Source organism: Listeria sp. LM90SB2, from assembly GCF_028867355.1.
In the GTDB taxonomy this organism is placed as follows: domain Bacteria; phylum Bacillota; class Bacilli; order Lactobacillales; family Listeriaceae; genus Listeria; species Listeria monocytogenes_B.
The window spans coordinates 1,363,128-1,377,901 of sequence record NZ_CP046449.1; the positions used below are offsets into that span (position 1 = coordinate 1,363,128).

Here is a 14,774-nt window from a genome sequence, read left to right on the forward strand (position 1 = left end):
ACAGCAGAATGAACAAAAAATTAATTGGTGTAGATTTAGGCGGGACAACAGCAAAATTAGCTATTTTAACAAAAGAAGGCGACATTGAAGAAAAATGGACAATTGATACAAATATTGAAGATAAGGGCGCCCACATTGTTAAAAACATTGGGGATTCTATCAATCAAAAATTAACGGACTTACAACTGGATAATGATATTTTTTATGGTATTGGTATGGGAACTCCAGGTACTGTAAATTATGAAACAGGTACTGTAAAAGGTGCGTACAACTTAGGCTGGGCAGATGAACAAAATGTTAGTCAAGATTTAGAAAATATTACTGGTTTAAAAATCATATTAGATAATGATGCTAATGTTGCAGCTCTTGGTGAACGCTGGAAAGGCGCAGGCGAAGGTGGGGCTAATGTCGTTTTCGTAACACTTGGAACAGGCGTTGGCGGCGGAATTTTCGCAGAAGGCAAAATTTTACATGGTATTCGCGGAGCAGCTGGTGAAATTGGGCATGTAACAGTAGTTCCTGAGAATGGTTATGATTGTACCTGTGGCAAAAAAGGCTGTTTAGAAACTGTCGCATCAGCAACAGGAATCGTTCGAGTAGCGAAAGATTTAGCGAAAGAGTATACTGGTAAATCCGCACTTAAAGATGCAATAAACAACGATGAAACAATTACTTCTAAATTGATTTTTGAACTAGGAGCAGAAGATGATGCTTTAGCAAATGAAACAATTGATAAAATTTCTTTCTATTTGGCTTTAGCGCTCAGTCATATTGGAAACATGTTAAATCCAGAGAAGATTATTATTGGTGGTGGCGTTTCAGCAGCAGGCGATCAATTATTAACACCGGTTAAAACTTATTTTGAGACAATGGTTTTCCCAGCTGTTAAAGAATCCACTAAATTATCTATTGCGACAAAAGGGAATGACGCAGGGATAATTGGAGCTGCATGGTTAGCACTACCAAGTGAAGATTAATATTAATATTAATTTTAATTTGTATAAGCTACAATAACACTCCATTATTGTAGCTTGTTTTATAAAGCTAATCTTTCTATAACGCATTGTTTTAGCTTCCTTTGAAAAGGGTAAAATTTTAGCATAGAGAGATTGGAGGCCAGAGATGAAAAAATCAAATGTTTTTTTGCTGATTACCTTATTAGTCGGATTGGTTTTTATCTCTTTTGGTTGCTCGGAGGAAAAAGAAACGCCAAAAAAGACTGCAAAAGAAGTACAAGGTGTTCAAATCAAAACCAAAGAATTCCAGCGAGTAGTTGGTTGGTTGTCAAAAGATTCTGTTTTGCTGCAAACCAAAAAATCTGGAGTTACGTATTTTGAAGAATTGAATATATATAATGAAAAGAAAAGACCAATCTTTAATACGAAGGAATCTATTTCTGAAGTGCAAATTAGTCCAGACTATCGAAATATCTTACTTTATTCTGCTGAATCAGCTGAAAAAGCCACGATGCGAATAATCGCTTTGAATGATGGTTCAACTGTTGCTTCACGTTCAACAAAGCCTCTAACGACGACATTTTATTGGAATGATGAGTCACCTGAAAAAATCATGTTTGTCTCATATAGTCCAGAATGGAATTTTCAAATAGAAAATTGGGACTATACGTTGAATCAACTGCATAAAATAGATGTCGCGTCACCTTTTATTTCCTGGTACGGAGATAATTTGGTGATTTCGAACAATAAAGACAAACCGGATGATGAATTAGGAAACCTTTATTTACAAGACATTAGAGATAACGCTACTAAAAATTTAATTGTAGCTAATATTATGCAATTTGCTGTTCACGATAATGTACTGCTTACTATTGAAAAAAACTCTGATGAAAAATTATTATACGATTTTAGAACACTGGGATTTCAAAATTTCTTTTCGTATAATGCTGCACGAGAATACGATGAATTAGGGACTTTTGTTCCGTATTTTGATACAAATTTTGATAAGAATACTTTTCTAACATTTGTTCCATATAAAAGCGCTAAAATTGGCAGCGGAGCAAAAGAGTATAAGTTAGTAAAAATTGATCCAACGAACAAAAAAGAATCGACTATCTTGGAATTAATGGATAACCAACCTATTTTATCTTATGAAAAAGGGGATTTAGTTCTCTATGGTTATTTATTTGATAAGGTAATCGATACGAAAACAGGTAAAATGTATAATTTAATTAATACACCAACTAAATCTTTTTAAAACAACGAGTTCCTTCTTTAAGGGCTCGTTGTTTTTGCTAATGTATAGCCGTTTTCTAGTGTGATTTGACAGTTGAATTCTGTTAGTTGATTATCCGTCGCCTGGCAATCTATCTTTGCGCCTTTGAAATTTATTTTAAATTGATGTGAAAGTGAGGATGTTTCCTTAATTTCTATGAAAGCTAAATTTAGTTTAGTGGAGGCTAAATAATAATTTTGAATCATTTTTTCATATTGTATTTGTGTCTTAAAGATAGAAGCAGTACCAGTAACGATTAAAATTGAAATAAGCGCAATGAAAATGGTAAATGGGAGCGTAAATGCATTAGTCTTCATGGATTGGATACCACTTCTGGTAATGCGAATACAGATGTATATATCTGAGTATTAGAGTCTTGCACCGTTAAATGAAGTTGTTTTTCTTTCTTGATTAATTGATAATCTTTCACATTAGTAAGCAATGGTTCATGTCCTTTTCCATTTACTTGTCGACGAACTAAATCATTATATTTGGAATAGGTGATAAGATCTTTGCCATTACTAAAAGAAAGCTTATTCCTATCAATCTGAATATTAGTCGCTTTTTCTAATTCTAGACGAGTTTGAATGAGAAAAAGTTGCCATTCTGTTGTCTGATCAATGTTACTAATCTGGATAGTCTTGTTATAGCATTGAAAAAATAATGGAATGAGCGAGCTAATACTTAAAATGATCGTAATAGACAAGATTGTTTCAAGAAGAGTGAAAGCAGGTGAGCCATTTCTAAAAGATACATTTTTCTTCCGATTTATTTTTTGCACAAATTTGGATACCTCCTTGATAATGGAAACTTTCGATACGTTCATCCTTAAAGTTAACTGGAACGCTTTTGTGCCGTAATAGTTCGCTATGTTCGTAAATTTCTTGATAGACTCTGCTAGTTTCTTTTTGATAGTCTAGTTTTTCAAAAATAGTCATTGCTGTGGGTAATAGAAAACTACAAACCATTGAAAAAAGGAGAAGTGAAACCATGCTTTCAACTAAAGAGAATCCGTTAATTTTATTCAATTCTAAAACGCCCCTTTCCGATTTGAAATATTAGCTTGTAGTTATTTGTCGAACTTGTCAGGTGAATTGTTGAAAAACGATTAATGGATCCATCTGTACTCGAGAAACGAAAATTTCCTATTTTTGGTTGTGTTAAAGTTAACGTCTGTGAGAATGGAAGGATAGCAAGTGTTTTTGAGTTAGTATATGTGATGAGTTGGTTTCTCATTGGATCAAATGAAATAAACGTATCTTGCTTTGTTGCTACAGCATTTATTTGCGCATAGTAAATGGTGGCTTTTATTTCTTCTAGTAGTTGTTTCTCCCTAAGCGTGGATAATGTACTTGAAATAGGAAAGATGGTTAATGTGATTAGTGTAAAGCTGATAGTTAGTACAAGTAACATTTCTAATAAAGTAAATCCATTTATTTTCATTTTTTCTCAGAAACATTTCCTGAGCTATCTATCTTGATACTATTTCCATTAGGACAAGTTTTTTGGTTAGCTTTTAGATAACCTCCACTTACTAAATCAGCTACAGAAGGGATTGAATTTTTATCTAATTGGTAGGACTGAACTTGACCTTGAACCATTGAAATAAAGGCCTCGCATCCTTTATCGTTGATTGACTTACTTTGTGATACTATGTTGGGAATAGTAAGGAGTAACAAAACACTAACCACTAACAATACAATTAACATCTCCACCAAAGTAAAGCCTCGCTCATCTCGCCAATCAATTTTCTTTTTAAACATTAAAACTCCTCCTTTTAAATTTGATTTACCATAGAAAACATGGGATATAAAATGGATAAATAAATGGATACAATTAAAATACCAATAACGATAAAAACAATTGGTTGGATAAATGAAAATAATTTTTCGGTCTTTTGAAGTGATTTCTGATGACATAAGTTATAATAAAATAAAAATTCTTCTGCTAAATTACCATTTTTTTCACCGTGGATAGCAATGTAATAAAGTTCTCTTTCAAATATAGGCATTTTTTCTAGTGCTTTTGTTAGTGATAATCCTTGTTCAAGCGTAGGAAGGATTTGCCTGGCGATTGCTTGAAAGAATGCGGGCGATTCTTCTTGCGCGAAGAGGTGCATAATATGCGTTATAGATAAACCGCTTTTCAGCAGATATCCAAGTTCGCGCGAAAGGTATTGCGAATAATGAATTCTTGAAAATTGGCGAATATATGGAATTCGACAATAAAAATAAGCTCGGTCGTAAGCATTTTTTTGCTTTTGTTTTCGAATAAGGAAACTGAAGATTAGAAAAAGGCTAAGTAAAAAAATTCCTAATAAAACTGGAATTTTTTCAAGCAGGAAATAAGTGAATTTAGTTCCGACTGTGCCGTTAGTTGATAATTGTGTAAATAAAAGTTCGAATTTAGGTAAGAGAAAAATTCGAAGCAAGAAGAACACCAGAATAACAGTAGAGAATAAGACTAGTGGATATTGGAAGGTCTTCATTAATGCGTTTTTTTCCTCCGCTTTTCTTTTCATATGGACGCCGGTTTCGTGAATTGTTTGCAAAAAGTAACCGTGACTAGAAGCATAATGAAGTTGTGAACAAATGAATTCAGGAAATCCGTTTTTTGAAAGAGCATAGGAAAAAGAATTTCCGTTTGCAAGTGAAGTGATAATTTGTTCATATCTTTTGCGATATTTGGGCGAAGTAATGCTTAAATAGCTAATGGTCGCATCTAATGAGAATCCCTTTTCGAGTAAACTGGCAACTCTAATTAAAAATTCTCCGTCCTCTTTCCAATTAGTGCGCTGAAAAAAAACCATAGGCAACTCCTTTCTCGAATGTTCTTTTAATAGGGTATTTAGGCTTAATCTGCTGTTTATTAGATTGGAAATAGGCTTTTATCTCTTGTTGCGTAAGAACTTCATAGATAGCTGTTCTTTTTCGGTGCAAATGTGTACAAAGGGGATGGCATTTTTCTCCGCAGAAGGTGCAAACTAGGTGTGTCAGCTTCTGAAAACTGATTCCTAGTAAGCATTGCGCTAATTCTTCTGAGCTAATACCGAATTCAAGTAATCTTAATAAAACTCCGTAAGCATCTCCGGCATGAACCGTGCTTAAAACTAAGTGACCGGTTAATGCAGCACGAACAACTATTTTAGCGGTTTCTGCATCGCGTATTTCCCCGATAATTAAAATATCAGGATCATGGCGTAAGACGGAGCGAATGATGGGTGCATAGGTAATGCTTGCTTTTTCGTTCACTTCGATTTGGAGAAAGCCGGGAGAATGATGTTCAACAGGATCTTCAATTGTAATGATTTGCAGTTCATCTTTATTTTCTATAGAAGAAACAAGGCTATACATAGAACTGGACTTACCACTACCTGTGCTACCGGAAAAAAGAAACAAGCCTGTTTGGTTTTTACACTGTTGTTGAATTTGATTAGTGGATCTAGGAAAAACACTAGATTTTAAAAATGGGATAGGGTACTTGTAACGAAAAATTCGAATGACCATGCTTTCATGAAAATCTTTGCTAGGCATAGTAGAAAGCCGTATAGCAATTTTTTCTGTGTTTGTATTTTTTTCAAAGCTACCAGATTGAGGTCGTCTTTTTTCGCTTATATCCAAAGCTGCTTGGAATTTAAGAAAAGATATTAACTTTTCCCCTACATCTATTGGAAGGTAAAGAAGCGGAATCAATGTCCCGTTTACCCGAAGACGGAGTAAGTAACGGTTTGAGAGTGGATGAATATGAACATCACTTGCATGGACACGTAATGCTTGAGTTATGATGTGTTCTGTCATTTTTTGCGGCATAAGAACCTCCTTACAAGTCATATTCCTCAAAAGTAAACAAAATCCTTTGTGTCCCAATCTTTCACAAAAACGAAAATAGTATTTTCTAAATGCAAAAGTAGCATTTCAAGCTAAAATAATATTGAAAGTGGTATTTTAGAAGCAAATAAGTGAATAAAAAATTTTTTTCGATTTTGATGATTTTCACAATCTATGTGCAATGAATAACAAGCGTATAATTAAACGGTAATATCGCAATAAAGCCCTTACATTCCGAACCAATATCAAAAATAAAGAAAATTTAAGCTTTAAAACTAATTATTTGCCGAACAATACAACTCATGATAAGCTATAGAAAAGGCAAATACATAATAGAATTAGCGGGTGAATGTAAGCAGAGAGACTGCGAAAAGCGGCGCCGACGGGGAAAGCATGTATTATGTGAAACTCTCAGGCAAAAGGATGTTTACGGGACGCAACTCTGGAGTCATTTTTGTGTTACGACAGGGCTTATGAACCATATAAGCCTTTTTGTTATGTGAAAAAGGAGGATATAATTATGACAGAGTTACTAAAAACACCGATTCATCCACTTTATGCAAAATATGGTGCGAAAACCATTGATTTTGGTGGATGGGATTTACCGGTACAATTTGCTGGTATAAAAGCAGAACATGAGGCCGTGCGAACTGATGCAGGGCTATTTGATGTGTCTCACATGGGAGAAATTCTAGTAAAAGGACCGGATAGTACTTCTTATTTACAGTATTTGTTAACCAATGACATTGAAAAAATAAAAATCGGAAAAGCACAATATAATATTATGTGCTATGAAACTGGTGGAACAGTGGACGATTTAGTAGTTTACAAGAAATCAGAAACGGAATACATACTTGTTGTCAATGCAGCAAATACGGACAAGGATTTTGAATGGATGGTTAAAAATATTCGCGGGGATGTTTCTGTTACCAATGTATCTTCGGAATATGGACAATTAGCACTTCAAGGGCCAAGCGCAGAAAAAATTCTCGCAAAACTAACGGATGTAGATTTAAGTTCGATTAGCTTCTTTGGATTTGTGGAGGATGCGGATGTAGCAGGAGTGAAAACAATCATTTCAAGAAGTGGCTATACTGGAGAAGATGGATTTGAAATTTATATGCCAAGCGCTGATGCAGGAAAAGTTTTTGAGGCAATTTTAGCTGAAGGAGTAGCTCCAATTGGTTTAGGTGCACGGGATACATTGCGCTTAGAGGCGGTACTTGCGCTTTATGGGCAAGAATTGAGCAAGGACATTACACCACTTGAAGCAGGGCTTAATTTTGCTGTTAAATTAAAAAAAGAAGCAGATTTTATAGGTAAAGAAGCGCTTATTAAACAAAAAGAAGCAGGGCTGAATAGAAAACTAGTTGGTATTGAATTAATTGAACGAGGTATTCCGCGTCACGATTATCCAGTATTTCTAAATGAGGAAGAAATTGGCATTGTGACTTCTGGTACCCAATCACCCACACTTGGAACAAATATTGGTCTTGCTCTAATTGATACAGCTTACACAGAAATAGGTCAAGAAGTAGAAGTAGGTATAAGAAACAAAAAAATAAAAGCGAAAATAGTACCAACACCATTTTATAAACGCGCAAAGTAAAAAGGAGGAAGTAATATGGCAAAACATCGTTATTTACCAATGACAGAGCAAGATGAAAAGGAAATGCTTGATGTAATAGGGGTTAAGTCAATTGATGACTTATTTCAAGATATTCCAGAAAAAATTAGATTTAAACGAGATTATGATTTAAAACCAGCAAAATCTGAACCTGCACTTTTACGCGAATTATCGAAACTTGCTTCTAAAAATGCTAATACTACTGAATATGCGTCTTTTTTAGGGGCTGGAGTTTATAGTCATTACATTCCAACTGTAGTCGATCATGTTATTTCTCGCTCAGAATTTTATACAGCATATACGCCTTATCAACCTGAAATTTCTCAAGGAGAGTTGCAGGCAATCTTTGAATTCCAAACGATGATTGCGGAACTTACTGGAATGGACTTGGCTAATTCCTCTATGTATGATGGTGGAACAGCGCTTGCAGAAGCAGCGATGCTAGCAAGTGGACATACAAAGCGCAAAAAAATTCTCATTTCCGGAGCTGTTCACCCGGAAAGTAGCAATGTTTTAAAAACCTATGCAACTGGCCAACACATTGAAGTAGAAGTTATTCCAGAACTAGATGGAAAAACAGACATTGAGGCGCTAAAAAAAGCTCTTTCAGATGATATTGCGGGTTTTGTTGTACAATATCCAAACTTCTATGGACAAGTGGAACCTTTGGCTGAACTTGAAAAATTAGTGCATGAAAATAATTCTTTATTACTTGTATCGAGCAATCCGTTGTCTCTAGGTTTGTTAACACCACCAGGAGAATTTGGTGCAGATATTGTTGTGGGTGATTCGCAAGTATTTGGTATCCCAGAATCATTTGGTGGACCGCATTGTGGATTCTTTGCAGTAACAAATAAATTAATGCGTAAAGTTCCTGGACGTTTAGTTGGGGAAACCGTAGACGAGAACGGGAAGCGCGGGTATGTACTAACATTACAAGCACGCGAACAACATATTCGCCGTGATAAAGCGACGTCTAATATTTGTTCCAATCAAGCATTGAATGCATTAGCTTCTTCTGTCGCAATGGCAACCCTTGGAAAAACAGGTCTTGTAGAAATGGCAAAACAAAACTTAGATAAATCTCATTATGCCAAACAAAAATTCCGTGAAAAAGGCTTTGAAGTTCTATTTTCAGATGGCTTTTTCAATGAATTTGTTGTAAAACTTTCGAAACCAATCAAAGAAGTGAATGAATCACTTTTAGATGAAGGGATTATTGGTGGGTATGACCTTGGTTTTTATGAGGAAAAATATGAAAACCATATGCTTGTAGCTGTTACTGAAATGCGGACAAAAGAGGAAATTGATGCCTTTGTGGCGAGCTTGGAGGGTGCAAAATGAATTTAGAAGAAACGATGCCATTAGTGTTTGAACGTTCTATTCCAGGAAGAATTGGCTTTAGTTTACCAGAAAGCGATGTTCCAGAAACAAAAGCCAGTGATTATTTTGAACAAGCGTATATTCGTTCTGTACCAGCAGATTTGCCTGAATTAAGCGAGCTTGAAATCATGCGTCATTATACCAATTTATCCAATCATAACTTTGGTGTTGATTCTGGTTTTTATCCGCTTGGCTCTTGTACGATGAAATATAACCCAAAAATCAATGAAAAAGTTGCACGCTTTCCTGGTTTCGCTAATATCCATCCAAACCAACCAGAAAGCTCTGTCCAAGGCGCGCTAGAACTACTGTATGATTTGCAAACAAGCTTAGTTGAAATTACAGGAATGGATGAAGTAACGCTACAACCAGCTGCTGGAGCACACGGAGAATGGACGGGATTAATGCTCATTCGTGCATTCCATGAAAAGAATGGGGATACAAAACGCACAAAAGTAATCATCCCAGACTCTGCACATGGAACAAACCCTGCATCTGCAGCAGTAGCGGGCTTCGATGTTGTGACGGTGAAATCGAATGAAAAAGGACTTGTCGATGTAGCTGATTTGAAAAAAGTAGTAGGCGAAGACACGGCCGCACTAATGCTCACAAACCCAAATACACTTGGTCTTTTTGAAAAAGATATTGTTGAAATGGCGGAAATTGTTCATGAAGCTGGCGGGAAATTGTACTATGATGGTGCCAATTTAAATGCTATTATGGCGAAAGTTAGACCAGGAGACATGGGCTTTGATGTTGTTCATTTGAATTTACACAAAACATTTACTGGTCCTCACGGTGGTGGCGGTCCTGGTTCTGGCCCAATTGGCGTGAAAAAGGAATTAATACCATTCTTACCAACACCAGTCCTTACGAAAAAAGAAGAAGGATACACGTTTGATTATAACTATCCTGACTCTATTGGACGAGTGAAACCTTATTATGGCAACTTCGGCATCAATGTTCGCGCGTATACGTATATTCGCACAATGGGTCCGGATGGCTTGAAATTGGTGACAGAATATGCCGTTTTAAATGCCAACTATATGATGCGTAAACTGCAAGAAGCCTATGATTTACCATTTGATCAAGTTTGTAAACACGAATTTGTTTTAAGTGGTAATAGACAGAAGAAACTTGGCGTAAGAACTGTTGATATTGCGAAACGATTGCTAGATCACAATTTCCATCCGCCAACAGTTTATTTTCCGCTAATTGTTGGTGAAGCAATCATGATTGAACCGACTGAAACAGAATCGAAAGAAACTCTAGATTCTTTCATTGATACGATGTTAAAAATTGCGAAAGAAGCGGAAGAAAATCCTGAAATCGTCCAAGAAGCGCCACATAGCACCTATGTAAAACGACTAGACGAAACACGTGCTGCTAGAAAACCGATTTTACGTTATCAAAAAGAAGTATAAAAAAACCTTGCTGTGAATTTCCGCAGCAAGGTTTTTTCTTATTTAGATTTAGTTTTTCCTGTCCATTTACGGTAGCCGCCTTTAAGCTGATAAACTTGTTTGTATCCGCGTTTATAAAGCATAATTGCTGCACGGTTACTACGTTGTGCTGTTTGGCAGTATAAGTAAACTGGTAAATCTTGACGAATTTCTGTTGTCCGGTTTTTCATTTGTGTAACTGGGATATTTCTAGCTCCAAGAATATGTCCAGCATCGAATTCATTTGGCTCGCGAACATCAATTAACTGTGCTTTACGATAACCTTTTTTAAATTCTTCTTCTGTTAAAACTTTTACTGCTTTGCGACGCATTACAAACTGGTAAATTTCGTATCCTAGAAGAATAACCAGAATGATAATTGCTATAATCCAACTAATCAATTGTGTAAACCCCTTTCATCCTGAAAACTGCTTTTTTTAAAGCATCCTTTTCTATTATAACTTATTTTTTGCCACCATCAATCACTTTGAAAGAAGATTTTCGTTTTTTCTTCGTTTTTTTCTTCGGATCATGTAAATTTTTCGATTGTTTTACTGCTTTTTGGTAATTACTGTCAGTTTTTCTATTTGTGAAAAACCGCAGTAGAAGGGTGAAAATAAGTGCCCCGATTAATACGGAAATAATTAAGGTGAAAAATGATTTAAAACCACCCATTAAAAGCCCAATACCAACAAGCGCAAGTAAAATAATAACTATGAGGGGATACTTCTTCAAATTAATCCACTCCTATTCTAAAAGTTCCAGATTATCTGGCTCAGTTACATCTACTGGTGCACCTTCTTTTTCCACTCGTAAAAGCTCATTAAAGGATGCAATGGCAACCTCAACTTGATCATCAGACGGTTCTTTTGTTGTAAGAAGTTGTAGCCATAAACCCGGGACACCTAAATATTTAAGAACTGGGATATTACGGCATTTATTAGTTAATTGAAGTACTTCAAAAGCTACACCAAGCACAACAGGAATAAGTAAAATCCGGTCGACCACACGAAGCCAAAGAGGATCGGTTGGTACTAACAAATAAATAAACATACCAACAATAACTGTAAATAAAATAAAACTACTACCACAACGATAATGAAGTCGCGATTGTTTCTGTACATTTTCAACCGTTAAAGGTAATTTTTCTTCGTAACAATTTATTACCTTATGCTCAGAACCGTGATATTGAAAAACTCGTTTAATAATAGGGGTCTGAGAAACCGCGAAAATATAGGTTAATAGAAGAATTAATTTGAAAAGACTCTCTAAAAATACTTGCGCCGTATCACCTGGTACGATAGGACGGAATAATTCCGCTAAAAATACAGGGATGAGCGTCATGACAAATTTTGCAAAGACGAAAGATAAAATACCGATGACGGCAACACCAAGCCACATCGCGACTTTCGATTCTTTCTTTTCAATTTTTTCTTCTTCTACTGGGTTATTTGGATCTTCGTCATATCGGTCTGTTGCAAAAGCGAGGTGTTTGGAACCGATAGCGCTAGATTCAATTAATGCAACAATTCCTCTTAAAAAAGGGATTTTCTTCATACGCATAACCCAAACCGGACTATTTTTTTCTAAATAAAAATATTCTAATGAACCATCTATACGTCTAATTGCTGTTACGGTCTGTTTTCTGCCGCCAAACATGACGCCTTCAACTACAGCTTGACCGCCATATGATGGTACGTTTTGTTTGCTCAAAGTTTTCACCAGCCTATTCATGTTTACTAATATGTTATTTTACGCTAAAAATAGTTTTTCGTATAGCGCAAAACGCCTAAAAAAAGTTATTTTTTCTAAATTGTGATAAAATAGTTTCGAACGCGTCTAATAATGCGATTTTTGCGCGCCTAAAATTTGATAAAAGTGGGGGAATAAAAATGTCTAAATTAACTAAAATTCAAGAAACGCTGGGCAAGGAAAAGATAGAAGCAGTTCTTGTCACAAGTGAGTTTAATAGAAGGTATGTATCAGGTTTCACTGGAACAAGTGGTGTGGCGCTAATTTTACCTGAAAAAGCTTATTTTGTAACTGATTTCAGATATACGGAACAAGCAGCAAAACAAGCAGAAGGATACGAAATTGTACAACATACTGGTCCGATTTTTGATACAGTAGAAGATTTATTAATTAAAAATGATACAAAAACACTACATTTTGAAGCGGATTATGTGACCGTATCTGAATTTAAACAAATGGAGCGCGTATTTAATCGTCAATTAATCCCACTTACTGGCTTCTTTGAAGAAATGCGTAAAGTGAAAACAGCAAGTGAACTAAAAGCAATCCGCACAGCTTGTGATATTGCTGATGCAGCTTTTGCACATATCATTCAATTTATCAAACCAGGCATGGCTGAAATCGAAGTATCTAATGAACTAGAATTCTTTATGAGACGTGCGGGAGCTACTTCCTCGTCGTTTGATACAATTGTCGCATCTGGTGTTCGTTCTGCGTTACCGCATGGTGTTGCTTCGGATAAAAAAATCGAAGTTGGCGATTTCGTTACAATGGATTACGGCTGTTACTATGACGGTTATTGTTCAGATATGACAAGAACTATCGCGGTCGGTGAACCTGCTGAAAAATTAAAAGAAATTTACCAAATTACGTTAGATGCGCAATTAAAAGTAATCGATAGCTTAAAACCAGGTATGACTGGAATTGAAGCAGATGCTATTGCACGTGATTATATTGCTTCTTTTGGCTATGGCGATGCATTTGGACATTCTTTAGGACATGGTATTGGACTAGAAATTCACGAAGGACCTAATTTATCCTTTAAGAGCCCTCAAAAACTAGAAGTCGGACATGTTGTGACGGATGAACCAGGAATTTATTTACCAGGAATCGGTGGCGTTAGAATTGAAGATGATCTCTTAATTACAGAAACAGGTAATGAGATTTTAATTCATTCACCAAAAGAATTAATTATTTTATAAAATTCCTTTGTAACTTTGTGTGTTTTATGGTTAAATAAGGAAGAATGAGCAGTTTTAATATGCTCCAAATAAAGATACTTTGCAAATTACAGGAGGAAAAACATGATTTCAGTAAATGACTTTAAAACAGGGTTAACAATAGAAGTAGATAATGGTATTTGGCGTGTGCTAGATTTTCAACATGTAAAACCCGGAAAAGGAGCAGCATTCGTTCGTTCCAAATTACGTAACCTTCGTACAGGTGCAATCCAAGAAAAAACATTCCGTGGTGGCGAAAAAGTAGCAAAAGCGCAAATCGACAACCGTAAAATGGCCTACTTGTATGCTGACGGCACAAATCACGTATTCATGGATAATGAGTCTTATGAACAAATTGAGCTTCCAGAAGACCAAATTGCTCATGAACTTAAATTCCTAAAAGAAAATATGGAAATTAATATTATCATGTATCAAGGCGAAACAATCGGTATTGATTTACCTAACACAGTAGAATTAGTTGTTACTGCAACTGATCCTGGAATTAAAGGTGATACTTCTTCAGGCGGTTCTAAACCAGCCACTCTTGAAACTGGTCTTGTTGTCCAAGTGCCATTTTTCGTTAATGAAGGAGACAAACTAGTAATTAATACAACCGAAGCAGCGTATGTTTCTCGGGCGTAAGCAAGAATCGTTTACTACAGCTGGAGTTAATTCTTCAGCTGTTTTTCTATTTCTTAGCGCTTCCAGTACACCTTTTGAATAAAAAGTATGGTACAATAAGGACAATGCGTGATTCATGCAATTTTTTATTTTTAGTATTATTAAGGAGTGTAAATGGTATGTTATCAATAGATGAAATTAAACAGCTAATCGAGCTGATTGACGAGTCAACCCTAGATGAATTTGAGTTAGAAACGAAAGATAGTAAGATTTTGCTTAAAAAGAATAAAACAGTTGTTGCTGCAGCAGTTCAAGAAGCACCAATTGCTATCACACAAGCACCAGCTCAGGCAGCACCAGTAGCACAAGCTCAAACAGCTGCTCCTCAAACAGAAGCAAATACAGCGGAAGATGCTAGTTTAGAAGTCATTACATCGCCAATGGTTGGGACTTTTTATGCGTCTGCTTCACCAGAAGATGCTAATTTTGTTAGCGTTGGATCTAAAGTATCTGCGCAATCTGTTGTATGTATTGTAGAAGCAATGAAATTATTCAATGAAATTACTGCTGATATTGACGGAGAAATCGCAGAAATTCTTGTTTCAAGTGGCGAATTAGTCGAATTTGGACAACCACTATTCAAAGTTAGAAAAAAATAAGGGGTCGAAAA

18 protein-coding genes and 1 riboswitch are annotated in these 14,774 nt (G+C 35.8%); of the genes, 8 read left to right on the forward strand and 10 right to left on the reverse strand.

Features of this window, described 5'->3' with window-relative positions:
• The first annotated feature begins 8 nt into the window (after window positions 1–8).
• Both GL301_RS06800 and GL301_RS06805 read left to right on the forward strand, forming a co-directional pair.
• Window positions 9–977 carry an ROK family glucokinase gene (locus GL301_RS06800; RefSeq protein ID WP_003726149.1) on the forward strand — a complete coding sequence of 323 codons (969 nt, stop codon included), beginning with the start codon at window positions 9–11 and terminating at the stop codon, window positions 975–977.
• A 145-nt stretch (window positions 978–1,122) separates the two neighbouring features.
• A complete protein-coding gene (locus GL301_RS06805) occupies window positions 1,123–2,214 on the forward strand; it encodes a YqgU-like beta propeller domain-containing protein (RefSeq protein ID WP_003726150.1) in 1,092 nt (363 codons plus the stop codon).
• A 17-nt stretch (window positions 2,215–2,231) separates the two neighbouring features.
• Here the strand turns inward: GL301_RS06805 and GL301_RS06810 are convergent, their stop codons facing one another.
• The 7 genes from GL301_RS06810 to comGA are packed head-to-tail and all read right to left on the reverse strand — an operon-like array spanning window position 2,232 to window position 6,041.
• A complete protein-coding gene (locus GL301_RS06810; RefSeq protein WP_003726151.1) occupies window positions 2,232–2,549 on the reverse strand; it encodes a hypothetical protein in 318 nt (105 codons plus the stop codon).
• Window positions 2,546–3,013 carry a competence type IV pilus minor pilin ComGF gene (gene comGF, locus GL301_RS06815; RefSeq protein ID WP_003727486.1) on the reverse strand — a complete coding sequence of 156 codons (468 nt, stop codon included), beginning with the start codon at window positions 3,011–3,013 and terminating at the stop codon, window positions 2,546–2,548. The genes GL301_RS06810 and comGF overlap by 4 nt, the downstream gene beginning before the upstream one ends.
• Window positions 2,976–3,260, reverse strand: coding sequence for a competence type IV pilus minor pilin ComGE (gene comGE, locus GL301_RS06820; RefSeq protein WP_003726152.1), 285 nt, complete (start codon window positions 3,258–3,260; stop codon window positions 2,976–2,978). The genes comGF and comGE overlap by 38 nt, the downstream gene beginning before the upstream one ends.
• The gene (gene comGD / locus GL301_RS06825) at window positions 3,253–3,675 is read right to left on the reverse strand and encodes a competence type IV pilus minor pilin ComGD (protein WP_003726153.1); all 423 of its coding nucleotides are present in this window, start codon (window positions 3,673–3,675) and stop codon (window positions 3,253–3,255) included. The genes comGE and comGD overlap by 8 nt, the downstream gene beginning before the upstream one ends.
• Window positions 3,672–3,995, reverse strand: a complete 324-nt coding sequence (comGC, locus tag GL301_RS06830) for a competence type IV pilus major pilin ComGC (protein ID WP_003727484.1) — start codon at window positions 3,993–3,995, stop codon at window positions 3,672–3,674. The genes comGD and comGC overlap by 4 nt, the downstream gene beginning before the upstream one ends.
• 14 nt (window positions 3,996–4,009) lie before the next feature.
• Window positions 4,010–5,041 (reverse strand): competence type IV pilus assembly protein ComGB, encoded by a 1,032-nt coding sequence (gene comGB / locus GL301_RS06835; RefSeq protein WP_003726154.1) that lies wholly within the window; start codon window positions 5,039–5,041, stop codon window positions 4,010–4,012.
• Window positions 5,019–6,041: a competence type IV pilus ATPase ComGA gene (gene comGA, locus GL301_RS06840; protein ID WP_003726155.1), complete on the reverse strand. Its 1,023-nt coding sequence runs from the start codon at window positions 6,039–6,041 to the stop codon at window positions 5,019–5,021. Before comGA ends, comGB begins: the two co-directional genes overlap by 23 nt.
• A gap of 363 nt (window positions 6,042–6,404) precedes the next feature.
• Window positions 6,405–6,496, forward strand: a riboswitch (glycine riboswitch).
• An 83-nt stretch (window positions 6,497–6,579) separates the two neighbouring features.
• Here comGA and gcvT point away from each other — a divergent pair.
• From gcvT to gcvPB, 3 genes are read left to right on the forward strand one after another with little or no spacing between them, the layout of a single operon-like run.
• Window positions 6,580–7,668, forward strand: a complete 1,089-nt coding sequence (gene gcvT / locus GL301_RS06845; RefSeq protein ID WP_003726156.1) for a glycine cleavage system aminomethyltransferase GcvT — start codon at window positions 6,580–6,582, stop codon at window positions 7,666–7,668.
• A gap of 15 nt (window positions 7,669–7,683) precedes the next feature.
• On the forward strand, window positions 7,684–9,030 hold the full coding sequence (gene gcvPA / locus GL301_RS06850) for an aminomethyl-transferring glycine dehydrogenase subunit GcvPA (RefSeq protein ID WP_003726157.1): 1,347 nt from the start codon (window positions 7,684–7,686) through the stop codon (window positions 9,028–9,030).
• Window positions 9,027–10,493 (forward strand): aminomethyl-transferring glycine dehydrogenase subunit GcvPB, encoded by a 1,467-nt coding sequence (gcvPB, locus tag GL301_RS06855; protein WP_003726158.1) that lies wholly within the window; start codon window positions 9,027–9,029, stop codon window positions 10,491–10,493. The genes gcvPA and gcvPB overlap by 4 nt, the downstream gene beginning before the upstream one ends.
• Before the next feature lie 38 nt (window positions 10,494–10,531).
• Here gcvPB and GL301_RS06860 read toward each other — a convergent pair whose 3' ends face one another.
• From GL301_RS06860 to GL301_RS06870, 3 genes are all read right to left on the reverse strand, one after another.
• Window positions 10,532–10,912, reverse strand: a complete 381-nt coding sequence (locus tag GL301_RS06860) for a rhodanese-like domain-containing protein (protein WP_003722478.1) — start codon at window positions 10,910–10,912, stop codon at window positions 10,532–10,534.
• 61 nt (window positions 10,913–10,973) lie between these two features.
• Window positions 10,974–11,246, reverse strand: a complete 273-nt coding sequence (locus GL301_RS06865; RefSeq protein WP_003726159.1) for an SA1362 family protein — start codon at window positions 11,244–11,246, stop codon at window positions 10,974–10,976.
• Window positions 11,247–11,258: 12 nt separating this feature from the next.
• Window positions 11,259–12,224 (reverse strand): DUF1385 domain-containing protein, encoded by a 966-nt coding sequence (locus tag GL301_RS06870; RefSeq protein ID WP_003727481.1) that lies wholly within the window; start codon window positions 12,222–12,224, stop codon window positions 11,259–11,261.
• A gap of 179 nt (window positions 12,225–12,403) precedes the next feature.
• On the opposite strand from GL301_RS06870, the gene GL301_RS06875 reads away from it, so the two are divergent.
• The 3 genes from GL301_RS06875 to accB all read left to right on the forward strand — a co-directional run bounded on the left by GL301_RS06875 (window position 12,404) and on the right by accB (window position 14,763).
• Window positions 12,404–13,465 (forward strand): M24 family metallopeptidase, encoded by a 1,062-nt coding sequence (locus tag GL301_RS06875; protein ID WP_003727480.1) that lies wholly within the window; start codon window positions 12,404–12,406, stop codon window positions 13,463–13,465.
• 102 nt (window positions 13,466–13,567) lie between these two features.
• On the forward strand, window positions 13,568–14,125 hold the full coding sequence (gene efp, locus GL301_RS06880; protein WP_003722482.1) for an elongation factor P: 558 nt from the start codon (window positions 13,568–13,570) through the stop codon (window positions 14,123–14,125).
• A 158-nt stretch (window positions 14,126–14,283) separates the two neighbouring features.
• Entirely contained in the window at window positions 14,284–14,763 is a 480-nt protein-coding gene (accB, locus tag GL301_RS06885; protein WP_003734506.1) for an acetyl-CoA carboxylase biotin carboxyl carrier protein, read from the forward strand.
• Window positions 14,764–14,774 lie beyond the last annotated feature (11 nt).